We start from the raw sequence: 24,558 nt of genomic DNA on the forward strand, positions 1-24,558 counted from the left end.
TCACCGTTTACAGCGTCTTGTCTCTTCCGATTCCAATGTCATCGTTGATTTTACTTGTCAGCTAGGAACGAAGCAATGCCGTTCGAAGAAACGTCATCGAGTGGTCATCTTTCGTGATGCCCATGGAAAGGAGATTCGCGTCGTAACGAATGTCTTTGACGTATCGGCAGAAAAGATTGCCGACATGTATCAAGAGCGTTGGGCAGTCGAGGTCTTTTTTCGATGGATCAAGCAATACTTGAATGTACCTACCTTATTTGGGACAACAAAAAACGCCGTCTACAATCGGCTGTTTGCGGCGTTCATTGCCTATGTGTGATTGAGATGGCTATATGACCGAACAGAGAAACGAACGCAAACCACCCTCACGTTCATTTCTTTCGTTCGTCGGGTTTTATTTGGGCAACTTCCTCTCGATTGGAAATCAGAGATGGTAGCTGTCTTATTTGAGCATGCCCATTTTTACGGGAGAAGTGTTCATGATTTTGGATAATCAACAGCCGTGATGATTTAAAATACTTGTATAAGATTAAAAATTCGCGAGGTGATCTTCATGCACGTTGTGACTGCTTCAGAAATGTACGCGATTGATCGATATACCATTCAGCAAATCGGCATGAGTGAAGAATCGTTGATGGAAAATGCCGGACAAGCTGTCGCTACAGTTTTGCTGGAACGAATTCAACCTGCTCAGCGCGTCGCTGTATTAGCAGGAACAGGAAACAATGGCGGCGACGGGTTTGTTGTTGCGAGGGTGCTAAAGAGTTATGGTTATACGACGGATTTATGGTTAATACCGCCAAAGGAAAAAGTAAAAGGCGCGGCGAAAAAAGCACTTGAAATCTATGAAAATTCGGGATATGAAGTAAAGAATTACATAGGAAATGAGAAGGAATTTATCGAACAATTACGTCATTATGACGTGATCATTGACGCTTTGCTTGGAATTGGCGTAAATGGAGCATTGCGCTCTCCATATAAAGAAATCATTGAAAAAGTGAACGAAGCAAAGGGGTTTGTTGTGTATGCCATTGACGTACCAAGTGGAATCTCAGCGGACGGCGGAGCGGTGGAAACAGCGATTCAGGCGGATGTAACGATTACGATTCAGTATCCAAAGCTAAGTGCATACACATTTCCAACAGCTGATTACTATGGTGAATTAATCGTAGTCGATATCGGTATTCCTCCGCTTTCTCTAGAAAAAAATGCCGAGTTTCGCCAACTATGGAGTGAAGCGGCTATCGTAAGAACGCTGCCGGTAAGAAAGCGTTCGTCCCATAAAGGTACTTATGGAAAAGGGCTTGTAATTGGCGGCTCGCGAAATATGACAGGCGCTGTCATTATGACCGCAAAAGCGGCTTTAAGAAGCGGAGCTGGATTGCTGACAATGGCTGTTCCGGATGATATTTATCCCGTTGCCGCCACCCATATTCCAGAGGTGATGTATCATCCGTGTTCATCGTTGAACGGCTGCTTCGCCGGGGAAATCGATTTGATCACCTTGGATGTTGACGCGATTGCCGCAGGACCGGGCATGGGGAGAACGATGGGAGCGAAAAGTGTTGTCCAAAAGGTGCTATGCCAAGATGTTCCAGTCGTTCTTGATGCGGATGCGTTATATTTCTGGAAAGATTATGTTTCTATAGTACGTCAACGAACAGAAGCGACGATTTTAACGCCGCATCCTGGAGAAATGGCGCGAATGCTTGGCGTTTCCATTGACGATGTCGAAAGAGACCGTTTTGGCATTGCAAAGCAATTTGCAATGAACTATGGTGTTTACCTTGTGTTAAAAGGACCTTACACCATTGTCACGACTCCAGATGGAAAGCAATACGTGAATACAAGCGGAAATCCAGCGTTAGCAAAAGGCGGAAGCGGCGATGTACTCACTGGAATCATTCTTGCGTTTATCATGCAGCACGACAACATTCAAGAAGCAATTTGCAATGCCGTGTTCGTGCATGGAAAAGCGGCGGATGCGCTCGTCGAGAAGGAGCATTCACCAATGGATGTGCTTGCGACAGATGTCATCGAGGCCATTCCGCAAACACTTTTTTCACTTTATAAAAAGGGAGCCTCGTATCAGAAACAAAAATGAAGTATATGAATACGAAAAATAGACCTCTTCCGAGCATTGCCGTTCAAGCGAGGTCTATTTTTCATTTCGATGCTTGCTTTTAGGGCAGTCTTATTTGTCAATGATGTGTTTTTAATAAGTGAAGTTCTTCCTCTGTGCGGGCGATGCGGCTAATTTGGTAGTCTAACCGTTGATGAATATATATACATGCACCTTAAAACGATGACTTCTGTATGAGCACCTTTTTTCATGGCTATACTGCTCCTAAATACTCATGTGTAAAAGGAGCGGTAAGGACATGAAACGTTTGAAAATTACAAATGATCACGGCTGGACGCCTCGAACCCTTCGGAAACAAGAACGGAAAATCAAAGATGCTTCTCTTCGCGTTCGGGTGACCGCTGTTCGTCTTGTCATGGAAGGTCATCTCGGTAAAGATGTGGCCAAAATGGTCAAGCTGTGCCGTCAATCCGTTGCCATCTACGTTGCACGGTTTAATCAAGGTGGGCTCGATCATCTACTCGATCGTCGGTTGCCGCCTGGTCGTGTGCCATTTCTTACGGAAGAAGGGCATAGTCAATGGAAAAGCGAGCACCAATTTCTTTAAAGCCACGAAAATAACCGCTATCTCCAGCGAAATAAAATGTCGGTTTTTCTTCTGCCTCGATGACCCAGCGACCCCAATGGGGTGTATTTGTATCGAATAACCTTCTTTTTGTCCAATGCTGTGCAGGAACAAATGTGAATGTCACTCCTTTGTATTGTTTTTGTTCCCACCACGCATATTCTGTAACGTTGATCAACCCCTTTTTTGCGAAATAAAGATGCAAGCCCAATTGGCACAAAAATATGCGGGTTTCCTTTTAGTTTTTTAATGCTTGAAAAATGTAAGTGATTGATAGGACCAATCTTTTTGTTTTCTTTTTCTTTCTCGATACCAGCGGTGAAGATCAACCAATCTCTTTGTTGTTTGAACGGAATCAAGATTTTCGTAGCGTTTTCGAATCATTGCTTTTTACCCTTCTTTCCTTGCAGATGTTCAGTCATGTTCAAAATAGAAAATATTTTCTTTGTTTTTGCAATAAATGGTGCTTTTTAAAACTGTTATAACACAAAATTACTTCTGTTATATAATTGTAAAAGTATCTTAATCTGTTGTAATACAAGAGGTTTTAAAAATTTTTCTTATGTGTACTATAAATAATTCGCAAATGTTTGATTTTTGTCACATCTTTTTTTTGTGTTTTTTTATAAAATTTATAGAACAATATAAGCCTATCGATTGATTTTTAGGTTTCATAGGGGGGATAACATGTCGATTTTGCCAAAAAAGAATCAATTAGGTTTTTTTGAAATACGTCTCGAATCCATTGGAGGACTTGGAGCAAACCTAGCAGGGAAAATGCTCGCGGAAGCAGGGGTGTTGGGGCTTGGGTTAAATGGTTCAAATTTTTCTACATATGGTTCAGAGAAAAAAGGCTCTCCGGTGAAAAGTTATATTCGCTTTTGCGATCCAGATACAGAAATTCGGGCGCATAGTCCGATCGAAGAACCTCATGTCATCGGGGTATTTCATGAAGCGCTTTATAAAATGGTGGATGTCGTTAGCGGTTTAGCCCCCGATGGAATTGTATTGGTCAACTCTGTAAGAGATTTTGATGACATTCGGCGCGATTTACAACTAGATTACGGAACTCTTGCGGTTGTCGATGCCCTTGGAATTGCGGTTGAAGAAAAAACAAAAGTCAATACAGCGATGCTTGGAGCGTTATTCCGCGTTTGTGACTTTCTTGATCCGGAAGCGATGAAGGAAGTCATTCGCAAAACATTTGAAAAAAAGTATCCGCATCTCGTCGAGGCGAACATTCGTACATTTGAAAGAGGCTATCATGAGGTGCGCTTTCAAACATATGAAGCGCCTGCGAATGCGGAAAGAAAATCGTTTTCTCGTCTTGAACCGCTTTTAGGCTATGAAACACAAGAAATTGGCGGGATTATCACAGCGAACGCCAATAGTATTTTCAAAGATTTAAGCGGATCGCGTCAAGGATTTTTGCCAAAGTGGGAGATGGAAAAGTGCATTCACTGTGCTGCCTGTGATACAGTTTGCCCTGACTTTTGCTTCGTATGGGAAGAAGGAGAAGATAAAAAAGGAAGAAAACAAATGTTTTTAAAAGGAATTGATTATCAATATTGTAAAGGTTGTTTAAAATGTGTTGAAGCGTGTCCAACAGCTGCCTTAACAGAATGTCGTGAGGAAATTGGGTTTGCGGAAAAACATACAGTGAAGCAAAAATTCCCAATGGTATTAGGGGGGAACTATTAATGGCATTATTAGAAGAAAAAGTGACAACGAAAGCAGAACAAGTGACAGCGTTTCAATCCGGAAACGAAATGGCGGCGTTCGCAGCTGCACAAATCAACTATCATATTATGGGTTATTTTCCAATTACTCCTTCAACGGAAATTGCGCAATTGTTAGACCAGATGAAGGCGCGTGGTGAACACGATATTCAACTGATTCCTGCAGACGGGGAACATGGATCAGCGGGAATTTGCTACGGGGCTTCTGTCATGGGGGCGCGTGTTTTTAACGCTACAAGTGCGAACGGTTTAATGTATATGCTTGAACAATTGCCAGTGCAATCAGGAACGCGCTTTCCGATGGTGATGAATTTAGTGACTCGCTCCATTAGCGGCCCTCTTGATATTCGTGGGGATCATTCCGATTTATATTTTTCGCTCAATACAGGATGGGTGATTTTGACCGCTCGTACCCCACAAGCGGTTTATGATCTGAATATTATGGCGTTGAAAATTGCCGAACACGAGGACGTTCGTTTGCCTGTCATTGTTGCGTATGATGGATTTTTTACATCTCACCAAAAACGGAAAGTCCAATATTTTAAAGACCGAAAAGTCGTACAAGCTTTTGTCGGCGAACGTCCAACTCACTTTCCAAACGCAGCGGATCCGAGAAAGCCAATAACGATCGGAGCACATATGAACGGTGATGATTTAATTAACAACCATTATCAACAGTCTGAAGCGCTATATCGAGCAGGAGACGTATTTAAACAAGTCGCACGCGAATACGCGCTGCTATCTGGACGAGAATATCCTGTCCTTGATTTATATCAAATGGACGATGCAGAAGTGGCTCTATTTTTGATTAACTCCGCAGCAGAAACGGCAAAAGATGTTGTCGACAAGCTTCGTGCAAAAGGAATTAAGGTAGGGGTGATTAGTCCAAACATTATTCGTCCGTTTCCAAGCGAAGAAATTCGCAAAGCGTTAAAAAATGTGAAAGCCCTTCTTGTTGGAGAGCGCGCGGATTCCTACGGGGCAAACGGTGCCAACATGACGCATGAAATTAAATCAGCTTTGCAAGAAGATCCAGATAATCGTACGATTGTATTAAGCCGCGTATTTGGACTTGGCGGAAAAGATTTTTACGCTGATGATGCGGAAGCCTTTTTCAATTTAGCCATTGAAGCGATGGAAAAAGGATATGCGGAAAAGCCGTTTGATTACTTCGGACACGTGCCTGGTCGGCCAGAAAATAAATTAAAACAAGCAATTGAGCCGATGCATGGGGACGCCTTTAAGACAGGATTGATTCAAGTGACACAAGACGAAGAAACGAAGAGATTAAAAGTAAAAATTCCACCGCTTCGAGCGTTAACGGCGAAACCGAAACGAATTGCTTCCGGTCACGGCGCATGTCCTGGCTGCGGCATTTTCCCAGGATTAGAGCTCTTTTTCAAAGGAATCGAAGGGGATGTTGTTGTTTTATTCCATACAGGATGTGCGTATGTTGTAACAACGGCCTACCCATATAGTTCTCATAAGCAAACGATGATCCACAATTTATTCCAAAACGGTCCTGCCACATTATCAGGGTCGGTTGAAGCCTTTTTGGAATTAAAACGCCGTGGGGAAATCGATGTTTCTGATGATGTGACGTTTGTCATGGTCACGGGAGACGGCGGAATGGACATTGGCATGGGTTCTGCGATTGGCACAGCCCTTCGCAATCATAAATTGATTATTTTGGAATATGACAATGAAGGGTACATGAATACAGGATCGCAAATGTCGTATTCGACTCCGATGGGGCATATGACAAGCACAACCGGCGTCGGTAAAACACAAAGAGGAAAAGCATTCCACCATAAAGATACGCCACAAATTATGGCGGCGACAAATATCCCTTATGTATTCACGGGAACAGAAGCATTTCCGCAAGATTTAATTAAAAAAGCAGCAAAAGCGCAATGGTATGCCAAACATGAAGGAACGGTTTACGGAAAGCTTTTGATTACTTGCCCATTAAACTGGAAATCGGAAGAGAGATACGGCGAAAAAATTATGAAAGCAGCGGTTGATTCTTGTTTCTTCCCGCTCTATGAAGTGGAACGAGGAAAAACAACGATTACGTATGATCCAGAGGAAAAAAACAAACGCATCCCATTGAGCGAATGGTTAAAATATATGGGGAAAGCGAAGCATTTGTTGAAAGAAGAAAACCGTGATCTTTTAGAAGAATTCGAACAAGAAGTAGAACGGAGATGGCGCCGCCTTAAAGCCATGCATGAACACCCATATTTGTAAAGCGTGTCGATCAAAACGACACGCTTATTTTTTGAGTAAGTTTTGCAGTTTTTTGAGAAAAGTGTTTCGCCACGCTTCTGATAATGCTGGTTCTTCAATGATTTCTTGCAATGCCTCAACATTCGTTTGTTTTCCATATTTCGCTTTGTTTATATATTGAATCGACAAAGGATTTTTGCTTCGATCTAATAAATGTAATTCATCTCCACGCTGGATCATGCCTTCTTTGATCACGCGCAAGTGAAAACCGGTGTAACCTGTTTGTTGAATTTTCAATGGGAGATCTTTGATTCCGTGCCGCATCGCTAATTTAAAACAAGGTTGCCTCGGTTGAGACACTTGAACAATCGCTGTACCGATTTGAAACACATCGCCAATGCAAATTTCTTCTTCCGTTCGTCCGAACAGCGTTATATTTTCACCAAAGGCTCCAGGTTCAAAAGGACGTTGATATAAATGTTCCCAAAACAAAAAATGTTCTGAACAATACACGCATACCGCTTGATCAAAACCACCATGATGAACTAAGTCCGCTTGACCATCTCCAACAATATTTGTTTTCGTTAAGAGAAGGGGAGAATCAACAGGAGACTTATAAATGGCGGTTGTCATTTCTGTTCCATCGAGCATCACTGTTTTTGGTTGACCGATATTTAAGGAAACAACTTTGGCGACCGACATAAAGATTGGCTCCTTCCTTTTATAACCTACGAAAAGATTACCATATTTTCTTTCTCTTCTCAATTTATTATTTTGTAATCTTGACAAAAACGTGAAATTATTCACATTTTTTCTTTTATCAAGCCTTTATTGTGATTATTTTCACAAAAATGTTTTTGAACAGGTGATAGAATTAACTCAAAAGATGATTCAATGTATTTTAACTTGTGAAAAGTTGAGCATGGAGGGAGTACAGATGGAAAAAAGAAAATTAGTTATGGTCGGAAACGGGATGGCAGGTGTACGGACGATTGAAGAAATTTTAAAAATAAATAAAGATTTGTTTGATATTACTATTTTTGGAAAAGAGCCTTATCCAAATTACAACCGCATTCAATTATCGAACGTTTTGCAAGGAGAAGCAACATGGGATGAGATTATAATGAATGGCTGGAACTGGTATAAAGATCATCATATTCAGTTGCATGCAGGAGAGAGTGTAATCAAAATCGATGTCGAGCAAAAACGCGTCTACTCTGATCGTGGACGAGTGGTAGAATACGATGAATTAATTTTAGCGACAGGTTCCTTACCGTTTATTTTGCCGATTCCAGGTGTGGATAAACAAGGTGTGATCGGTTTTCGAGATATTCAAGATTGCAAAACGATGATCGAGGCAGCAAAACATTACAAAAAGGCAGTTGTCATCGGCGCAGGACTTCTTGGATTAGAAGCAGCAAGCGGACTTGTCAAATTGGGCATGCAAGTCGATGTTGTTCATTTGATGAGTCATATCATGGAGAAACAGCTCGATGCGACCGCAGCGCAAATGTTACAAAAAGAACTTGAAGCACAAGGCATCAACTTTTTATTAGAAAAAGAAACGGTAGCCATTTTAGGGGACGAATGCGTGAAAGGACTTCGCTTTAAAGACGGAACGGAAATCGAAGCGGATTTAGTGGTGATGGCTGCAGGAATTGTCCCGAACGTTCGTCTTGCAAAAGCAAGCGGCATTTATGTAAATCGCGGCATTATTGTAAATGATTATTTAGAAACAAATATCCCAAATGTTTATGCGGTTGGTGAATGTACCGAACATCGTGAAATTGTATACGGATTGGTAGCTCCTTTGTATGAACAAGCAAAAGTATTAGCGGAAAACCTTTGCGGGATCAGAGAAAAGCGATATGAAGGTTCCGTTGTTGGCACGCAGCTAAAAGTTTCTGGAGTCGATTTGTTTTCAGCTGGAGAAATTTATGAAAACCAAACAACGAAAGCCATCAAAGTTCATAACGAGTGGAACGGTGTATACAAAAAAGTACTGATTCGCGATCGTCGCATTGTCGGAATTGTGTTATATGGCGACACAAAAGATAGTACAAGGTTGTTTAGAATGATGACGCAAAAACAAGATATTTCCGACATGGCGGAAATTGTATTTCTTCAGGCACCTGGTCAAGAAGCGTCAGGTAATAATGTTGCGGCCATGCCAGATGATGAAGTGATTTGCGGTTGTAATGGGGTGACGAAGGGAACCATTGCCAGCGCCATTCAAACACACAACTTAACGACGGTTGAACAAGTAGGCGCCTGTACAAATGCAGGACGTTCTTGCGGAAGATGCAAGTCGCTCATTGCTCATTTATTAGAGCATACGTTGGGAGATGCATTTTATCAAACCGCGCAAAAAGAAACATTATGCGCATGTACCGACCTTAGCCGTGATGAGCTAGTGGCGGAAATTCGCGAAAAAGGTTTAACAAGCATTAAAGAAATTATGAATGTGTTAGGTTGGAAAACAGAAGAGGGATGCTCGAAATGCCGTCCGGCTTTAAACTACTTCCTCGGCGTCCTTTATCCTGAGTATGAAGATGATCGCGATTCACGTCTTGTGAATGAAAAAATGCATGCCAACATCCAAAAAGACGGGACATATTCGGTTGTTCCAAGAATGTATGGCGGGGTCACAACAGCTTCCGATTTACGTAAAATTGCGGATGTCGCTGAAAAATATAACGTTCCACTTGTGAAACTAACAGGCGGGCAACGGATCGCTTTATTCGGTATTAAAAAAGAAGATTTACCAAATGTTTGGGCAGATTTAGAAATGCCATCTGGATACGCATACGGAAAAACATTAAGAACGGTCAAAACATGTGTGGGAGCTCAATTTTGCCGCTACGGTACACAAGATTCCATGAGTCTCGGAATTGAACTTGAAAAACGATTTGAACGCCTAGACACTCCGAATAAAGTGAAGATGGGGGTTTCTGCATGTCCACGCAACTGTGCGGAAGCCGGAATTAAGGACGTTGGAATTGTCGGTGTAGATGGCGGTTGGGAAATTTATGTCGGTGGTAACGGTGGTACCGATTTGCGAGCAGCTGATTTGTTGTGCAAAGTAAAAACGGAAGAAGAAGTATTTGATATTGTCGGTGCTTACTTACAATATTACCGCGAAACAGCGAAATATTTAGAACGCACGTCTAAATGGATTGAGCGTGTCGGCTTAGATCATGTGAAAGAAGTACTGTGTGATGAAGAAAAGCGAAAAGAACTAAATGAGCGGTTATATCGAACGTTAGCCCGCTATGAAGATCCATGGAAAAAAGCGATTGAAGATGAAACGATTCGCCATCGATACTATACGAAACGTTCCATTGTTGTAAACACGAAGTAAGTTAAGGGAGGAAAAAATAGCATGAACAAAACAGTCACTCGTGTATTGGTTGCTAAATATGATGAACTTTCCGTTCGCGTTGGCCAAGCGATTAAAATAGGAGAACATGAAATAGCTTTGTTTCGTCTATCCAATGGAGATGTTCGGGCGCTTGAAAATAAAAGTCCCCATCCAAAAGGTGGGGTTCTTTCTGAAGGACTAGTTAGTGGAGAATACGTCTTTTGTCCTCTATATGATTGGAAAATATCCTTGATTGATGGAAAAGTGCAAGAACCTGATCAAGGACAGGTGAAAACATATCAAGTAGAAATCGATGGAGATCATGTATATATCGTTTTTTAAAAGGATGATCGAGTGATGAAAATCGGAAAAGTTTATTTAGTGGGCGCGGGTCCTGGAGATGTTCAGCTTATTACAGTTAAAGGTGCAGAGCTCATTCAGCAGGCTGAAGTGATTTTGTATGATCGTCTTGTAAATCCAAAGCTATTGGAGTTGGCCAACCCAAATTGCGAGCTGGTCTATTGCGGAAAATTGCCGAATCGACATACAATGCGCCAGGAAACGATCAACTCGCAATTAGTAGCCAAAGCAAAAGAAGGAAAAATCGTTGTTCGCCTAAAAGGCGGCGACCCTGGCGTTTTTGGAAGAGTGGGAGAAGAGGCGGAAGAACTAGCGAGACATGGGATTCCATTTGAAATCGTTCCAGGAGTGACATCGGGGATCGCCGCTCCTTTGTATGCAGGAATTCCAGTGACCCACCGCCAATACGGAGAGTCATTTGCACTGATCACAGCGCACGATCAATCAAAAGATGGGAAGCCGCTTTTAAACTGGGCCGCTCTTGCGAAAGGAATTGATACCATTGCCTTTTACATGGGGGTTTCCAACCTCCTGTTTATTTGCGAAAATTTAATGAAACATGGAAAATCGCCAAACACCCCTGTTATTCTAATTCAATGGGGAACGATGGGAAGACAAAAGACGCTTGAAGGAACGTTAGCGACGATTGCCAACCAAGCAAAGGCAGTTCAGTTTTCGAATCCTGCCATTACTCTTGTAGGAGAACTTGTATCCATTCGAAAAAAAATCAGTTGGTTTGAGAAAAAGCCATTGTTTGGCCGACAAATTTTATTAGCGCGAACAGATTGCAACGAGAGTGCATTGGCAAAAGAGCTAATGAAGCAAGGAGCGGACGTCATTGAATTTCCGAAATGGAAAACGGTGCAAACGAAAGAGAATGAAGAAATTTTAAATAAGATCGAAACGTATGAAAAAATTTTGTTTACATCAAGCGAGAGCATCGATTATTTTTTCGAAGCTTTATTGAAACACAAAATAGACATTCGGAAAATTCAAGCAAAATTATTTGGTTATTCAGACAAATTGACAAAAAAGCTCAACGAACGCGGATTCATGGCGACAACGTCTAAAAGCCTTCATCGTTTTGCTGACGGTCTGATTGTAGGGGATTCTTCCTTTGAAACACAAGTGGCTGCAAGCGGTGTATGGGTCACTCATGAAAAACAAATGGATGTACAGTTTATCCCTATGTTTTTCCGAATGTTCGAAGAAGTTCGATTAGATACGGTCGTTTTTCCAAACGCAGCTTCTGTCCTTGCCTTTGCTCACGGACTGAATGAAATGAATAGAAAACTAGAATATATACTGAAACGTTTGCCGATTGTGTGTGTAGGAAATGAAACGAAAGTTCAACTAGAACATTTAGGTTTTTCTTCGAGCAATCTCACTGTACTTTCAACAGAAGATGATTTGCTAAATTATTTGCCACATATGAATAACATGGAATTTGCACAAATGATTTAAAAATCGGGTGTCGCGCCCGATTTTTTGCTTTTTTGAAACTCAAGTGTATTTGATTTTGAAAAGCAGCTTGACGCTTAGCGTCTCCTTCGATTAGCTTTTCCTAATTAGGAAGACGAATCAATGCCATTCCAATGGTTTTCTTTCAATCGATTTTTCTTGATTTAGTGGCTCAAATTCATGAGAATTTTTTCTTGCTGAACTATGCTAGTTTTACAACCGTTCTGCCGCGTAGTTTTCCTTTAAGGATATTCGATAATGCCTCAGGAAGTTGTTCAAGTGTGATTTCTTGTGCAATCAAATCTAGTAATTGATTCGGTTTTAAGTCGCTGGCCATTCGTTCCCAAATTCGTATTCGCAATTCCATTGGACAATAAACAGAATCGATGCCAAGTAAGTTGACGCCGCGAAGGATAAACGGGAAGACGGTTGTTGGAACGTCTGCGCCACCTGCTAACCCGCTGACAGCTACGGAGCCGTTATATTGGGTTCGACTAAGGATCGTGGCGAGAGTTCTCCCGCCGACAGGGTCAACAGCTGCGGCCCAATATTGTTTATCTAACGGACGGATTTGTTCTGGACAGACTTCTTCGCGAGAAATGATTTCTTTTGCGCCAAGCTTGCGCAAATATTCGTGTTCGCTTTCTTTGCCCGTACTTGCAACAACGTGATAGTTTCGTTTGGCTAACATGGAAACCGCGATGCTTCCGACTCCGCCAGTGGCTCCTGTTACAAGCACTTTTCCTTTTTCAGGGGATAATCCGTTTTCTTCTAAGCGGTGGATGGACAATGCTGCCGTAAACCCTGCCGTTCCTAAAGCCATTGCTTCTTTTAATGTCAATCCCTTTGGAAGAGGGACAATCCAATCTCCAGGAATGCGGGCATATTCACTATAGCCTCCGTAATGTGACACGCCGATTTCATAGCTCGTTGCAATGACTTCGTCTCCTTCTTTAAAGCGCGGATCCTTAGAAGAGGCGACAATACCGGCGAGATCGATACCAGGGATAAATGGATACGATTTCACAATTTTTCCATTCGGAATGCATGCTAATCCATCTTTATAGTTAACGCTGGAATAAGCAACTTTAATGACAACATCTCCCTCTGGAAGGTCATCCATGGAGACGGTTTTCACATTCACCGTAAAATCTGTCTCCGTTTTGTTCACTACTAACGCTTTGAATTGGTCCACTTGACATCCCCCATTTTGTTTTTTCATATTCTTACCTATAACGATAACAAAATTATTCTGACCGGTCAAAATATTTTTATCGTCAAAAATTGATGTATAATATCGTTATGATTGAAGTTCGAGGGGTGGATTGGATGAAGAAAAAGGCAGAAGAAAGGCGAGAGCAAATTTTAAGGGCCGCTTTTCGAGCAGTTTCCGATAAAGGATACGAAACGGTGACATTGCAAGATATCGCGGATTATGCTGCTGTAAGCAAAGGGGTTACGAATTATTATTTTGAAAATAAGGAAGATGTTTTTTTAAGCTTGCTGGAATGGGTGACGGATCGGATTTATCAACATGAGCATAAAGCAGTTAGCGAGAAAACAACGGCGATCGAAAAGTTAGAGGCATACATTCATTCGGTGTTTATCGACCCAGAAAAGAATAAAAAGTTTTATAAAGTGTATCTTGACTTTATCGCACAAGCCAGCCGAAATCCACAATATCGGCAAATTAATCTCAAATTTTACGAAAACTGTTGGAAAATCGGACGCGACATTGTTGCGCTTGGACAAGAGGAAGGAACATTTTCATCAGACATTCAGGCGGATACAGCTTCAAAAATGATTCGCTCGATCATTGATGGATGCCTCATTCAGTGGTTAATGCGTGATGAGGATCATCTTCATGAGTTTTATAAAAATACTTGTTATGATGTTATTTTAAAATATTTAAAATAAAGAAAACCTTTCTTTGAAGTGACCCCTGTCAAGTAGACAGGGTCACTTCACTCATAAGGCGAACAGTGCCTGGCACTGTTCGCCAGAAAAAATAAGAAAACAGAAAAAAATGATGAAAAATATTGACAATGATAATTTTTATCAATTAAAATATGAAATGTGAAAATGATAATCCTTATCTTTTAAGGGTTTGGGCAGGAACATGGTTTTCAAAAGAATGGAGTGAGATGTGGTGGCTGCATGCGGACAGAATGGCTTGACTTGAAAAGAACAGCGATTGAGGAGATGCCAGTCATCTTGGCGGTGCTGGTTGCTTCTCAACACAAGCAGAATTTATCTTTTTAATCGAGAAAGATAATCAATATCATAATTGCGCCTGTAAAGCAATTGAGTCTGGACATGGCATCGTCATTCGACTTGTATGATGGGATAGAACAGAAGACAGGATGAGAAAACATGAAAAAATGGATGGTGCTTCTTGTTGTTTTGGCTGCGGCATCATTGTTTGTCGGGGTGCATGATTTATCGCCCCGCGAGCTGTTTGCCGGCGACCGTGAGGCGTGGGAAGTGTTTTTGATCAGTCGCTTGCCGAGGCTCATCAGCATTCTGATTGCTGGATCAAGCGTGAGCATTTGCGGCTTGATCATGCAGCAGTTGAGCCAAAACCGATTTGTGTCGCCGACGACGGCGGGAACGATGGATTGGGCGCGGCTTGGCCTGTTGGTGTCCATGATTGCATTCGCTGCCGCAGGGCCGCTTGTGAAGGCGGCTATTGCCGTTGTGTTTGCGTTTGTGGGGACGCTGCTGTTTATGACGGTTTTGGATCGTGTGAAGTATAAAGATTCGATCTTTATTCCGCTCATCGGCTTGATGTTTGGCAATATTGTCGGTTCTGTCGCGACGTTTTTGGCTTATAAATATGATTTGATTCAATCGATGTCCGCATGGATGCACGGCGATTTTTCCGTTATGATGCAAGGACGTTATGAAATGCTGTATGTGAGCGTTCCGCTCATGGCAATCGCTTATGTATACGCCAATCGGTTTACGATCGCCGGCATGGGGGAGGAGATGGCGACGAACTTAGGGGTTCGCTACCGTTCGATTGTCTACACCGGTCTCCTCATTGTCGCTGTTGTTTCTGCTGTTGAGGTGTTGACGGTTGGGACGCTGCCGTTTTTAGGGCTGATCGTTCCGAACATTGTCACGATGTATTATGGAGATCATTTGCGTAAAGTATTGCCGTTGACAGCCATATTTGGCGCTTTGTTTGTGCTGATTTGCGATGTATTTGGCCGAGTCGCCATTTATCCATACGAAATTCCGATCGGCTTGACGGTTGGAGTAATCGGAAGCGGCGTCTTTTTATATTTGCTCGTAAGGAGAACGAAGCAGTATGTCTAATCGGATGAAAGTGGTTGTGCTCGTGGTATTGGCGCTCGGATTGATCGTGCTGTTTTTGTTTGCACATTTGCGAGGGGATTTTGACTATGTGTTGCGCTCGCGGAGCGAAAAGATTGTCGCGATGGTGCTTGTCGGTTGGGCGGGGGCGGTTTCGACCGTCTTATTTCAGACGATGACCAATAATCGTATTTTAACTCCAAGCATTATCGGGCTTGATTCCGTTTATATGCTTGTACAAACTGCTGTGGTGTTTTTGTTCGGTTCGACGACGTTGACCATGATGGACAACACCTTGCACTTTCTCTTGTCTGCTGGGTCGATGATCGGTTTTTCAGTTTTATTGTATTCGTTTTTGTTTCGCCGTGAAGGGCAAAATTTATATTTCATCTTGCTTGTTGGGATGATTCTCGGTACGTTTTTCCAAAGTTTGACGTCTTTCATGCAATATTTGATTGACCCAAATGAATTTTCCATCATTCAAGATCGAATGTTTGCGAGCATCAACAATATAAAAACAGACTTGCTTTGGCCGGCAGGCCTGCTCATTGCGGCTGCGACATTGTATACATACCGTCATCTTCACGAGTTGGACGTGCTGTCGCTCGGCAAAGATCATGCGATCAATTTAGGCGTGGCGTATGAAACGGTCGTCAAACGGCTGCTGATGATTGTGGCGGTGTTGGTGTCGGTTTCGACTGCGCTTGTTGGTCCCATCATGTTTTTCGGATTGATAGTCGCCAATGTGGCGTATGCGTTTTTTCAAACGTATGAACATCGTTATTTGCTTACGGGAGCAGCTCTGTTCGGCATCATCGCCCTCGTTGGCGGCCAGCTGGTAGTCGAGCGAGTGTTCACCTTTTCGACGACGTTGTCTGTCATTGTCAACATGGTCGGAGGCGTCTATTTTTTATACCTTTTGTTAAAGGAGCGAAAAGCATGGTAGAGGTGAAACAAGTATTGAAGCGATACGGCGGGAAGACCGTGATTGACCGTGTATCTTTATCTGTTCCGCGCCGCAAGCTCACATCGCTCATTGGCCCGAACGGGGCGGGGAAAAGCACGCTTTTGTCCATGATGAGCCGCTTAATTCCAAAAGATGGCGGGGAAATCTGGATTGAAGGAAAGGAAATTGCTCGTTATCGGACAGAAGAGTTGGCGAAAAAAATTTCCATTTTGAAGCAATCCAACCACATTGCGGCTCGCTTGACGGTACACGAATTGGTGTCGTTCGGTCGCTTTCCGTATTCGCGCGGCCGCTTGACGCGCCAAGATCGCGACTATGTGCGTGAGGCGATCCGCTATATGGAGTTGGAGCCATTGCAAGACCGCTATATGGACGAGTTGAGCGGCGGGCAGCGGCAGAGAGCTTATATCGCGATGGTGTTGGCGCAAGATACGGATTATATTTTCTTGGACGAGCCGTTGAACAATTTGGATATGAAACACGCCGTGCAAATGATGGAAGTGTTGCGCAAGCTGGTCGATGAGCTTGGCAAAACGATCGTGATGGTGATGCACGATATTAACTTTGCCTCCTGTTACTCCGATTATATGGTCGCGTTAAAAGATGGAGCGGTCGTCTGTGAAGGGGATGTTTCATCGATCATGCGCAATGAAGTGCTTCGCGGCATTTATGATTTGGATGTGCGCGTGCAGACGATTGAAAATCGGCGCATCTGTGTGTATTTTTAGCAAATTCCCATGAGAAAGCGTCCATCTTGACTAGTGAAAAAGCGGGATGTGGAAGCCTATGGGCATGCTTGGTGAAGAGCTCCGTCTCGGATTCAAACATGGGACGGGGAGACGCGATCAAAGTCAAGTATATGAAGAAGATTCCAATTAAGTAAAAAATGGTTGAGCCGGCTTTCATGTTGACATCGGCAAGAAAGGGTGCCCCTTGTCGAGTGAATACGAAAGCCGTCAACATATAATTTGAATTTCCAAAAGGGGGGTATAGCCAATGAAACAGCGTTGGTTGATGGTAGTGGTTGCTTTGCTTCTTGTCGTACTGGTTGCTTGCGGCAATAAGGAGACTGCAAGCACCGGAGCGAGTGGGAAGAATGACGAGAAGAAAACGGAACAGGCCGAGGAAATGACGATCAAGCACCAGCTTGGAGAGGCGAAAGTCAAGAAAAATCCAGAGAAAGTGGTTGTCTTTGATTTTGGAGTGCTGGACACCCTTGATAAACTAGGGGTGAAGGTGACAGCTTTGCCGCAGATGAACGTGCCGAAATACTTGGAGAAATATAAAAGCAGCGACTACCAAAACGTCGGCAGCTTGAAGGAGCCGGATTTTGAAAAATTGAGCGAAATCAAGCCGGATGTCATTTTTATTTCCGGTCGTCAAGCAGATTTGTATGACAAGTTGAAAGAGATTGGCCCAACCGTGTATATAGGGATTGACACTCAATATTATTGGGATTCATTTACAAACAATATGAAGCTGATCGGGCAAATGTTTGGCAAAGAAAAAGAAGTAGATGAGGAACTGGCCAACATTGAAAAACAAATCGAAGAAGTGAAGACAAAGGCTGCAGACAAAAAAGCGCTGATCATTTTGACGACCGGTGGGAAAGTGAGTGCGTACGGCAAAGGTTCGCGCTTTGGGCTCATCCATGATGTGCTCGGCGTGCCAGACGCAGACCCGAATTTGAAAGTGACGAATCCTCATGGACAAAGCGTATCATTTGAGTACATTGCCGAGAAAAACCCGGATTACTTGTTCGTCATTGACCGCGACGCCGTTGCAGAAGGAAAGCCGACAGCGAAGCAAACGATTGAAAATGAGCTTGTGAAAAAGACGAAAGCATATCAAAACGGCCACATTGTCTACTTGGATCCAAATTATTGGTATCTCTCAGGCGGCGGATTGACGTCGGTGTCGGAAATGATCAAACAGGTGGAAGAAGGATTGAAATAAAAGGACAGGCGGGCTTAGGTGATATGATCCCCTTATAGTAGACAGAAAAAAGAAAGCGAATTAATCTGTCTATTATGGAGGGGATTTTTCTATGGGGAAAATACGAAAAACCTATTGGAGAACAGTGCCTGGTACTGTTCGAAAAATGGAACAAAATGGTTGTAAAACGACTGTCTTACAACCATTTTGTCAACAGTCTGAAGTGACCCTGTCAAGTAGACAGGGTCACTTCACTCATAAAGTGTCTATTTAATACACAGCTGTGGGGTATGACACTTTACAGGAACTAGGTCAGCCCCTATTTTTGTACGACACTAATGATTAGAGGCTTTTTTATAGCGGTATTGTTGCCATTGATAACGAATAAAACATCCGATACAAAATCCGAGGATAGCGACAAATGCTGCTAACGCGACCATCGCTGTGAATATATAGGCAACGACTATCCAGTCAGCTAAGTAACTTATTAAGCCGGCAGAAAGGCAGATGACAGCAATGACTTGATTAAACTGCTGCTGCTCGGCGTCTTCTGGGACATACTCAGAAGGATGCTTCTTTAAAAACAACTTTGCCAACCGCATAACAGGATTAAAATCAAAGAATAATCCAAGCAATCCAGCAGCTAATGGAAAAGCAAGCAACCATTCTTGTCCTGACAGCCATGTTGCAACAACACTAACAACAATAAACCATTGATTCGCTCTTACAAGCGGACGGGGGATTGAACGGTTCGTTTCTTTCATTGTTTATTCCCACCTTTCTTATATGATTATATGAATTTTACTACTGTTTTGTCATTTTGTGAAGTCAATGAACATCTTTGAAAAAATGAGGATTTATTGCAAAATGGCGAAAGAAAGTACATATTAGCGCGGTTGAAGAGGGAAGGAGGGAATTTCATGCTTCGACATACGCATCGGTCAGATGTTGTTAAGCACATTTTGAAAAAGGAAGACAGGTGTTCTGAGAATGAAATGATCATATCCAATAGTATACTTTTTAACACTATGTAAAAATAAAGTGCGTACTTTCTAAAGAAAATCATACATAGTATACTGATTGCTGTACAAGTGGTAAGTAGGTAAAAGATATGTTCGCTTGTGCAACAAACAATCAATTTTTATTAGGGGGGGAGAATTCATGCAACTACAATTAGCATTGGATCTTGTAAATATTCCTGAAGCAAAAGAACTTGTGAAAGAAGTTGAGGAGTATGTGGATATTGTAGAAATCGGTACTCCTGTTATTATTAATGAAGGCCTGAGAGCTGTTAAGGAAATTAAAGAAGCATTTCCTCATTTAACCGTTTTAGCCGACTTAAAAATCATGGATGCGGCTGCATATGAAGTCATGAAAGCATCCGAAGCTGGCGCGGACATTATCACGATCCTTGGAGTGGCTGAAGATATGTCAATCAAGGGGGCCGTTGAAGAAGCTAGAAAACAAGGAAAAAAAATCTTGGTTGACATGATCGGTGTTAAAAATTTAGAAGAACGCGCTAAAGAAGTGGATGAGTTTGGTGTAGACTATATTTGTGTACACACAGGATACGATCTTCAAGCAGTCGGAAAAGATTCTCTTGAAGAACTTCACACAATTAAGCGTGTTGTGAAAAATGCAAAAACAGCCATCGCCGGCGGCATTAAATTAGACACGCTGCCAGAAGTCATTAAAGCAAAACCGGATCTTGTCGTTGTCGGCGGCGGTATTACCGGCCAAAAAGATAAACGAGCTGCAGCTGCTGAAATGAAAAAAATGATCCAACAAGGTGAATGAAATTATGCAGACTACACAATATTTAGCGGAAATCATAAAAGAGTTAAATCGCACAGTCGATTTAATCGCTGATGAAGAAGCTGAAAAATTGGTAAAAGGGATTCTTGAGGCAAAGAAAATTTTTGTAGCTGGTGCAGGCAGATCTGGATTTATGTCCAAATCTTTTGCGATGCGAATGATGCATATGGGTTTAGACGCCTATGTAGTAGGAGAAACGATAACCCCTAACCTGGAACAAGATGACGTTTTAATCATCGGCTCCGGTTCAGGAGAAACGAAAACGTTAGTTTCCATGGCGGAAAAAGCTAAACGCTTAGGCGCGACAGTAGCGCTTGTTACGATTTTCCCTGAATCAACCATCGGACAATTAGCTGATATCACTGTTAAATTACCTGGTTCACCGAAAGACCAATCAGACAGCGGATATAAAACGATCCAGCCAATGGGCTCACTATTTGAGCAAACTCTCTTATTATTCTATGATGCGATCATATTGAGATGCATGGAGAAAAAAGGATTGGACTCCAATACGATGTTTAAAAGACATGCCAATCTTGAATAGTGTGAGGAGTCCTAATCATCATTTTAAGTCCTAACTAAAATTTTAAACTAATTCAAGTAATTGATCAAACTGAATTTTCACCTCAATAAACAAAGAACAAAAAGACCGTAAAGCGTTTCTTAAAGGAAGCGTTTTGCGGTCTTTTCATTAGAGTCGTGCGAAGTATGAGACGTCTTACCTTTTCATGATCATCGACAATCAGTGCAACATGTAGGCGAACAGTGCCTGGCACTGTTCGCCATTAAACTCCCATGCAAATGATATCTTTTAAGAAAATCAGATATTCTCATCATCTCTTCCCCCTTGTTCATCACAATGTTTGGGCTGTTGAGTATGTAGTTATTTCATGATGGCCGAAAAACAGAGGTGACAAGCTTTTTTCCAGACGTTAAAACTCAGAGAAAAATCGTGATGGATAAACTTTTGGCAATAGCAAACGAATGAGAGTGCGGGCGGGTTTTTATAGTCATCTTAAACGATTGATAATTTACATTACTTGCGTATGTGTACAGCATGTTCGAGTCTAACAGTGATTTTTCGGATGGGCTCGATCTCCTGCGCAAGAGAAAAGGACATAGCCTCGTGGAGTTCATTTATTGTGCAGCAAAACAAAATATTCCCATTGATACCGTGAAAAAACAGCTCCACGTGGCATAAGGGGTACCCTGTTTGTCTCTTTTTAAATGGTAATTATTGTAACGAAAATTGCTCAACTACAGTTAATTAGTCCCCTTCCTATCACTAAAATTACGTAAGAACCACTTTTATTCTGCCATATACAGTCACTTTTTATATATACAAAGCATTATATAAAATTTATAAAGTAATTATGACTGCAACGTTCAAGCAATACAACATCATGCCGTACTCTATTTAAATTTCCTATACGTTGTCGGATACCGACTTCGCAAATCTAACACTTTGATGTAAATGCAAACTTGGTATTATATGTATTTTTATTAAAAAAACTTTCTTAAAAAACCTATTTCACATTTTAACAAAAAGGCTATTGTAGGTTAGGCGTATAAAGAATAAAATTTCCCCCTTATCAAAAAAAAGGGGGTGTTAATTGCAAATATCTGTTTCCGTACATTTTTTCATTTGTTCGCCTTCTATTTGTATAGTGGAGTGCTGAATGCCAAAATGCTTCTGTAACATCGCTTTTGCCTCATGTAATACATGATCGCGATCAATCCGAGAATCAACAACAAGATGACAACTCAAAGCCGGAAAGCCTGAAGTAATCGACCATATATGTAAATCATGAACACTTGTGACTCCTGATAAAGACAACAATTTATTTTTCACTTCTTGCAAATCAATATGCACCGGTCTTCCTTCCATGAGAATATGGACAGATTCCTTCGTTACACGCCAACCACTAATTAAAACTAAAACAGATACCAACACACTCACAATCGGATCAGCAATGTTCCAATCAAAAAGTAATATAAGTAATCCTGCTACAATCGCCCCAGCTGACCCAAGTAAATCTCCCAACACATGTAAGAAAGCACTTCTTAAATTAAGGTTCTCACTCCTATCTCCTTTCATTAAAATCCATGCAGCTAAAACATTAACGATAAGTCCAATTCCAGCTACTGTCAACATTCCAAAACTCATTACTTTAGGTGGATCAAAGAAACGATGGTAGGCTTCGTAGAATATATAGACAGAAATGAGTAAAAGGGTCACTCCATTCAATAATGCAGCTAAAATTTCAAATCGTTTATATCCGTAGGTTTTCGTTTCACTTGCTTGCTTTTCTCCCATCTTTAGAGCTAAAAGACTTAAACCCAATGCTGCTGCATCGCTTAACATGTGTCCTGCATCGGATATTAAAGCAAGACTGTTCGTTAAAATCCCACCTATAATTTCAACAACAAGAAATGATAAAATGAGAAAAAAACTAATTAGCAATGCTTTTTGATTTGCATGATGTGCATGAGAATGATCTCCGCAACCATGATGATGTCCCATATTTGAACCTCCTTTTTACATATTCTTCTTCTGAATTTATTTTATTATTCAATAGGTTTCTCTCTTTCCAAATGTATTCATTAAACGATAGCAACCAATCATTCGTATATTCGCCATTTTGCAGCCTTTATATTTTACATACCAATCAGTGATGTTTTAAATATGAATATATATTCATTTAATAATATTGCATTGTGCATGGAAATTTCTTTATTGTTGGTTTTTAGCCACATTTCATAACAGAACAAAGCCTTTTTATGAAGTAAAATGATATAAGATATTACTAACCTTACTTAGGGAGGTTTTTGATAGTGTTAAAAATGAAAAAGTTATTCGCGTTGGCTTTAATAAGCCTTTTTGTACTTGGTGGGTGTAGCCAGGAAAAAGAAGCCCCAGAATTGATTGAAGTAAAATTTAAAACAATTCCAGAGAATATAAAGGTCAATAAAGAGGTGGAATTAGTCGCCACTGTTACTCAAGGAACCGAAAAAGTAGAAGATGCTGATGAAGTAACATTTGAAATTTGGAAGGAAGGACAAACGAAAGACCAACATAAAAAAATTGAAGCCAAACACACTAAAAATGGTGAATACAAGGTTACTTATGTCTTTAAAGAAACAGGAAAGTACTATGTCATTTCACACACAACAGCTAGAGGAATGCATAATATGCCTAAAAACGAAGTAATTGTAAAGTGAAAAAAACTCCTTAAAGAAACTTCAGCTTATCGATTTTATGGACAAGCTAAAGTTTCTCACGGACGGTGAAATATTTAACGAATCAGTTTGCAGAGGAACTCGCCAAGCAAACCGTACGGGCGATGGCGATTGCCCATGCTATGCGCAGGCATGAGCGAAATGACTGAAACAGGTGCTCATAGAAGCGACGGGATGTTCGCATATCGATATTGCCAGGACGACGCCAATTATTTCGATTTATACCGGAGACGTAGCGCTCAGGATCATGTATGATACGGACGAAGAGAGAGGATAGGTGAAGGTAAAGATGAAACGAATGTTGCTTATTCTTTCCATCGTGTTGCTAGCTGCGTGCGGAAAAACGATTCCGGACGCCAAAAATTGGCCGGTAGATGATTTTACGTTTACCGACCAACATGGGAAGAGGTTTGGGTTGCGTAATTTAAAGGGAAAAGTATGGGTAGCTGATTTTATTTTTACAAGCTGTGAAACCGTCTGTCCGCCGATGACAGCGAATATGGCGAAGCTGAAAAAAATGGCGGCCAAGAAAGGGCTTAAGGTCGAATTTGTCTCATTTAGCGTCGATCCGGAAGTAGATACGCCGGAAAAGCTCGAGGCCTATGCCAAAAAATTTACAACAGATTTGTCAAATTGGCATTTGTTGACGGGATATAGCCAAGAAGAAATCGAGCAACTGGCGCAAAAAAGCTTTAAAACGATCGTGAAAAAACCGGAAAACGACGATCAAGTCATTCACGGAACAAGCTTTTATTTGGTCGGTCCAGACGGCAAAATCGTCCAGACATATAACGGAGTGCAGGATGTTCCGTACGAAACGATTTTAGAGCACATTAAAATTTTGCAATCATCCTAGGCGCAAAAATGGCGGCGCATTTTTACCTTTTCATGGTGCTCCCAGTATGGGCGTCATCTATAAAAATCCTAGGCGGGGATTAGCGAGCGTCTACGGCTAACCAAAGGCAAGGTGTCTATCACGAGGTAGAATCTGGAGAAATCTGGAGGCAAACGCTGGTCTAGATTACACGAACCAAATTGCCCGATGAGACTGCTAGACAAGGTAAAGTCCAAAGCCGCCAAGGGCTATTTCAATAAACTTGGGTGGGCATATGAACGGAAAGATGACGCTTTTACCCAAAAAGCATGGCGGACGACACGCACTCCTCATTTATACAGAACAAAGTCCTCGGAATTGCGTATTGGCAATCCCGAGGACTCAAGAGCATTATGCAGAAATATGTTGAACTTCATCAAGATTAGTGAACCACTTAGTTCAGGACCGCGTGCTAGGTGGTGGAGAAGACAAGGGAGAGTCGCCCCGCTCCCCTCTTACTTAATTTCGTAAGAACCATATGACTTTTATAACAGAACACATTTAAGATTTCTTGCCATGCTCGCTCTCGATAATACCTTCTCTACTTGAAT

At 41.7% G+C, this 24,558-nt stretch carries 20 protein-coding genes and 3 pseudogenes; 18 read left to right on the forward strand and 5 right to left on the reverse strand.

Features of this window, described 5'->3' with window-relative positions; all coding sequences use genetic code 11:
- The 3 genes and pseudogenes from ABEV15_RS08045 to ABEV15_RS08055 all read left to right on the forward strand — a co-directional run.
- Positions 1 to 493, forward strand: a pseudogene (locus ABEV15_RS08045) (transposase); the annotation flags it as partial.
- 60 nt (positions 494 to 553) lie between these two features.
- On the forward strand, positions 554 to 2,104 hold the full coding sequence (locus tag ABEV15_RS08050; RefSeq protein ID WP_498852905.1) for an NAD(P)H-hydrate dehydratase: 1,551 nt from the start codon (positions 554 to 556) through the stop codon (positions 2,102 to 2,104).
- Between the two features lie 277 nt (positions 2,105 to 2,381).
- The gene (locus ABEV15_RS08055; protein ID WP_498852906.1) at positions 2,382 to 2,690 is read left to right on the forward strand and encodes a helix-turn-helix domain-containing protein; all 309 of its coding nucleotides are present in this window, start codon (positions 2,382 to 2,384) and stop codon (positions 2,688 to 2,690) included.
- Here the strand turns inward: ABEV15_RS08055 and ABEV15_RS08060 are convergent.
- A pseudogene (locus ABEV15_RS08060) lies at positions 2,644 to 3,089 on the reverse strand (MBL fold metallo-hydrolase); the annotation flags it as partial. The gene ABEV15_RS08055 and the pseudogene ABEV15_RS08060 sit on opposite strands and share 47 nt — an antisense overlap.
- Positions 3,090 to 3,395: 306 nt before the next feature.
- On the opposite strand from ABEV15_RS08060, the gene ABEV15_RS08065 reads away from it, so the two are divergent.
- Both ABEV15_RS08065 and ABEV15_RS08070 read left to right on the forward strand, forming a co-directional pair.
- Positions 3,396 to 4,409 (forward strand): 2-oxoacid:acceptor oxidoreductase family protein, encoded by a 1,014-nt coding sequence (locus ABEV15_RS08065; protein ID WP_064214390.1) that lies wholly within the window; start codon positions 3,396 to 3,398, stop codon positions 4,407 to 4,409.
- On the forward strand, positions 4,409 to 6,697 hold the full coding sequence (locus ABEV15_RS08070) for a thiamine pyrophosphate-dependent enzyme (RefSeq protein WP_339172699.1): 2,289 nt from the start codon (positions 4,409 to 4,411) through the stop codon (positions 6,695 to 6,697). The genes ABEV15_RS08065 and ABEV15_RS08070 overlap by 1 nt, the downstream gene beginning before the upstream one ends.
- A 24-nt stretch (positions 6,698 to 6,721) precedes the next feature.
- On the opposite strand, the gene ABEV15_RS08075 is transcribed toward ABEV15_RS08070, so the two are convergent.
- Complete coding sequence (locus tag ABEV15_RS08075; RefSeq protein ID WP_498852907.1) at positions 6,722 to 7,378, reverse strand: MOSC domain-containing protein; 657 nt, start codon at positions 7,376 to 7,378, stop codon at positions 6,722 to 6,724.
- 235 nt (positions 7,379 to 7,613) lie between these two features.
- Here ABEV15_RS08075 and nirB point away from each other — a divergent pair, with 235 nt between their 5' ends.
- From nirB to cobA, 3 genes are read left to right on the forward strand one after another with little or no spacing between them, the layout of a single operon-like run.
- Positions 7,614 to 10,037 carry a nitrite reductase large subunit NirB gene (gene nirB / locus ABEV15_RS08080; protein WP_498852908.1) on the forward strand — a complete coding sequence of 808 codons (2,424 nt, stop codon included), beginning with the start codon at positions 7,614 to 7,616 and terminating at the stop codon, positions 10,035 to 10,037.
- Between the two features lie 21 nt (positions 10,038 to 10,058).
- Positions 10,059 to 10,379 carry a nitrite reductase small subunit NirD gene (gene nirD, locus ABEV15_RS08085; protein WP_498852909.1) on the forward strand — a complete coding sequence of 107 codons (321 nt, stop codon included), beginning with the start codon at positions 10,059 to 10,061 and terminating at the stop codon, positions 10,377 to 10,379.
- A 15-nt stretch (positions 10,380 to 10,394) separates the two neighbouring features.
- Positions 10,395 to 11,861: a uroporphyrinogen-III C-methyltransferase gene (gene cobA, locus ABEV15_RS08090; protein WP_498852910.1), complete on the forward strand. Its 1,467-nt coding sequence runs from the start codon at positions 10,395 to 10,397 to the stop codon at positions 11,859 to 11,861.
- Positions 11,862 to 12,060: 199 nt separating this feature from the next.
- On the opposite strand, the gene ABEV15_RS08095 is transcribed toward cobA, so the two are convergent.
- Positions 12,061 to 13,053, reverse strand: coding sequence for an NADPH:quinone oxidoreductase family protein (locus ABEV15_RS08095; RefSeq protein WP_498852911.1), 993 nt, complete (start codon positions 13,051 to 13,053; stop codon positions 12,061 to 12,063).
- Between the two features lie 134 nt (positions 13,054 to 13,187).
- On the opposite strand from ABEV15_RS08095, the gene ABEV15_RS08100 reads away from it, so the two are divergent.
- The 5 genes from ABEV15_RS08100 to ABEV15_RS08120 all read left to right on the forward strand — a co-directional run bounded on the left by ABEV15_RS08100 (position 13,188) and on the right by ABEV15_RS08120 (position 18,099).
- Entirely contained in the window at positions 13,188 to 13,775 is a 588-nt protein-coding gene (locus tag ABEV15_RS08100; RefSeq protein ID WP_498852912.1) for a TetR/AcrR family transcriptional regulator, read from the forward strand.
- Positions 13,776 to 14,231: 456 nt separating this feature from the next.
- Entirely contained in the window at positions 14,232 to 15,179 is a 948-nt protein-coding gene (locus ABEV15_RS08105; RefSeq protein ID WP_033017398.1) for an ABC transporter permease, read from the forward strand.
- On the forward strand, positions 15,172 to 16,122 hold the full coding sequence (locus tag ABEV15_RS08110; RefSeq protein ID WP_498852913.1) for an iron chelate uptake ABC transporter family permease subunit: 951 nt from the start codon (positions 15,172 to 15,174) through the stop codon (positions 16,120 to 16,122). The genes ABEV15_RS08105 and ABEV15_RS08110 overlap by 8 nt, the downstream gene beginning before the upstream one ends.
- Positions 16,116 to 16,871 (forward strand): iron ABC transporter ATP-binding protein, encoded by a 756-nt coding sequence (locus tag ABEV15_RS08115; RefSeq protein WP_498852914.1) that lies wholly within the window; start codon positions 16,116 to 16,118, stop codon positions 16,869 to 16,871. The genes ABEV15_RS08110 and ABEV15_RS08115 overlap by 7 nt, the downstream gene beginning before the upstream one ends.
- A gap of 268 nt (positions 16,872 to 17,139) precedes the next feature.
- Positions 17,140 to 18,099: a siderophore ABC transporter substrate-binding protein gene (locus ABEV15_RS08120; RefSeq protein ID WP_498852915.1), complete on the forward strand. Its 960-nt coding sequence runs from the start codon at positions 17,140 to 17,142 to the stop codon at positions 18,097 to 18,099.
- 314 nt (positions 18,100 to 18,413) lie between these two features.
- Here the strand turns inward: ABEV15_RS08120 and ABEV15_RS08125 are convergent, their stop codons facing one another.
- A complete protein-coding gene (locus ABEV15_RS08125) occupies positions 18,414 to 18,842 on the reverse strand; it encodes a DUF4395 domain-containing protein (RefSeq protein ID WP_498852916.1) in 429 nt (142 codons plus the stop codon).
- A 397-nt stretch (positions 18,843 to 19,239) separates the two neighbouring features.
- Between ABEV15_RS08125 and hxlA the strand changes: the two genes are divergently transcribed.
- The 3 genes and pseudogenes from hxlA to ABEV15_RS08140 all read left to right on the forward strand — a co-directional run.
- Positions 19,240 to 19,875 (forward strand): 3-hexulose-6-phosphate synthase, encoded by a 636-nt coding sequence (gene hxlA / locus ABEV15_RS08130; protein ID WP_129000804.1) that lies wholly within the window; start codon positions 19,240 to 19,242, stop codon positions 19,873 to 19,875.
- Positions 19,876 to 19,879: 4 nt separating this feature from the next.
- Complete coding sequence (hxlB, locus tag ABEV15_RS08135) at positions 19,880 to 20,437, forward strand: 6-phospho-3-hexuloisomerase (protein ID WP_498852917.1); 558 nt, start codon at positions 19,880 to 19,882, stop codon at positions 20,435 to 20,437.
- Between the two features lie 495 nt (positions 20,438 to 20,932).
- A pseudogene (locus ABEV15_RS08140) lies at positions 20,933 to 21,094 on the forward strand (IS701 family transposase); the annotation flags it as partial.
- Between the two features lie 408 nt (positions 21,095 to 21,502).
- Here ABEV15_RS08140 and ABEV15_RS08145 read toward each other — a convergent pair.
- Positions 21,503 to 22,417 carry a cation diffusion facilitator family transporter gene (locus ABEV15_RS08145; protein WP_033015916.1) on the reverse strand — a complete coding sequence of 305 codons (915 nt, stop codon included), beginning with the start codon at positions 22,415 to 22,417 and terminating at the stop codon, positions 21,503 to 21,505.
- A 320-nt stretch (positions 22,418 to 22,737) separates the two neighbouring features.
- On the opposite strand from ABEV15_RS08145, the gene ABEV15_RS08150 reads away from it, so the two are divergent.
- Both ABEV15_RS08150 and ABEV15_RS08155 read left to right on the forward strand, forming a co-directional pair.
- On the forward strand, positions 22,738 to 23,115 hold the full coding sequence (locus ABEV15_RS08150) for a FixH family protein (RefSeq protein WP_042410023.1): 378 nt from the start codon (positions 22,738 to 22,740) through the stop codon (positions 23,113 to 23,115).
- Between the two features lie 307 nt (positions 23,116 to 23,422).
- A complete protein-coding gene (locus tag ABEV15_RS08155; RefSeq protein WP_033015904.1) occupies positions 23,423 to 23,989 on the forward strand; it encodes an SCO family protein in 567 nt (188 codons plus the stop codon).
- Positions 23,990 to 24,558: the final 569 nt, after the last annotated feature.

The organism is Bhargavaea massiliensis, assembly GCF_050480245.1.
Lineage (GTDB): Bacteria > Bacillota > Bacilli > Bacillales > Anoxybacillaceae > Anoxybacillus.

What these genes read in the sequence shown, in the direction of transcription:
- ABEV15_RS08110 (WP_498852913.1), top strand. Translation starts at nt 15,172, where the DNA reads ATGTCTAATCGGATGAAAGTGGTTGTGCTCGTGGTATTGGCGCTCGGA.
- ABEV15_RS08125 (WP_498852916.1), bottom strand. Translation starts at nt 18,842, where the DNA reads ATGAAAGAAACGAACCGTTCAATCCCCCGTCCGCTTGTAAGAGCGAAT.
- hxlA (WP_129000804.1), top strand. Translation starts at nt 19,240, where the DNA reads ATGCAACTACAATTAGCATTGGATCTTGTAAATATTCCTGAAGCAAAA.
- ABEV15_RS08050 (WP_498852905.1), top strand. Translation starts at nt 554, where the DNA reads ATGCACGTTGTGACTGCTTCAGAAATGTACGCGATTGATCGATATACC.
- hxlB (WP_498852917.1), top strand. Translation starts at nt 19,880, where the DNA reads ATGCAGACTACACAATATTTAGCGGAAATCATAAAAGAGTTAAATCGC.
- ABEV15_RS08070 (WP_339172699.1), top strand. Translation starts at nt 4,409, where the DNA reads ATGGCATTATTAGAAGAAAAAGTGACAACGAAAGCAGAACAAGTGACA.
- cobA (WP_498852910.1), top strand. Translation starts at nt 10,395, where the DNA reads ATGAAAATCGGAAAAGTTTATTTAGTGGGCGCGGGTCCTGGAGATGTT.
- ABEV15_RS08155 (WP_033015904.1), top strand. Translation starts at nt 23,423, where the DNA reads ATGAAACGAATGTTGCTTATTCTTTCCATCGTGTTGCTAGCTGCGTGC.
- ABEV15_RS08065 (WP_064214390.1), top strand. Translation starts at nt 3,396, where the DNA reads ATGTCGATTTTGCCAAAAAAGAATCAATTAGGTTTTTTTGAAATACGT.
- ABEV15_RS08150 (WP_042410023.1), top strand. Translation starts at nt 22,738, where the DNA reads ATGAAAAAGTTATTCGCGTTGGCTTTAATAAGCCTTTTTGTACTTGGT.
- ABEV15_RS08055 (WP_498852906.1), top strand. Translation starts at nt 2,382, where the DNA reads ATGAAACGTTTGAAAATTACAAATGATCACGGCTGGACGCCTCGAACC.
- ABEV15_RS08100 (WP_498852912.1), top strand. Translation starts at nt 13,188, where the DNA reads ATGAAGAAAAAGGCAGAAGAAAGGCGAGAGCAAATTTTAAGGGCCGCT.
- nirD (WP_498852909.1), top strand. Translation starts at nt 10,059, where the DNA reads ATGAACAAAACAGTCACTCGTGTATTGGTTGCTAAATATGATGAACTT.
- ABEV15_RS08115 (WP_498852914.1), top strand. Translation starts at nt 16,116, where the DNA reads ATGGTAGAGGTGAAACAAGTATTGAAGCGATACGGCGGGAAGACCGTG.
- ABEV15_RS08075 (WP_498852907.1), bottom strand. Translation starts at nt 7,378, where the DNA reads ATGTCGGTCGCCAAAGTTGTTTCCTTAAATATCGGTCAACCAAAAACA.
- ABEV15_RS08145 (WP_033015916.1), bottom strand. Translation starts at nt 22,417, where the DNA reads ATGGGACATCATCATGGTTGCGGAGATCATTCTCATGCACATCATGCA.
- ABEV15_RS08105 (WP_033017398.1), top strand. Translation starts at nt 14,232, where the DNA reads ATGAAAAAATGGATGGTGCTTCTTGTTGTTTTGGCTGCGGCATCATTG.
- ABEV15_RS08120 (WP_498852915.1), top strand. Translation starts at nt 17,140, where the DNA reads ATGAAACAGCGTTGGTTGATGGTAGTGGTTGCTTTGCTTCTTGTCGTA.
- nirB (WP_498852908.1), top strand. Translation starts at nt 7,614, where the DNA reads ATGGAAAAAAGAAAATTAGTTATGGTCGGAAACGGGATGGCAGGTGTA.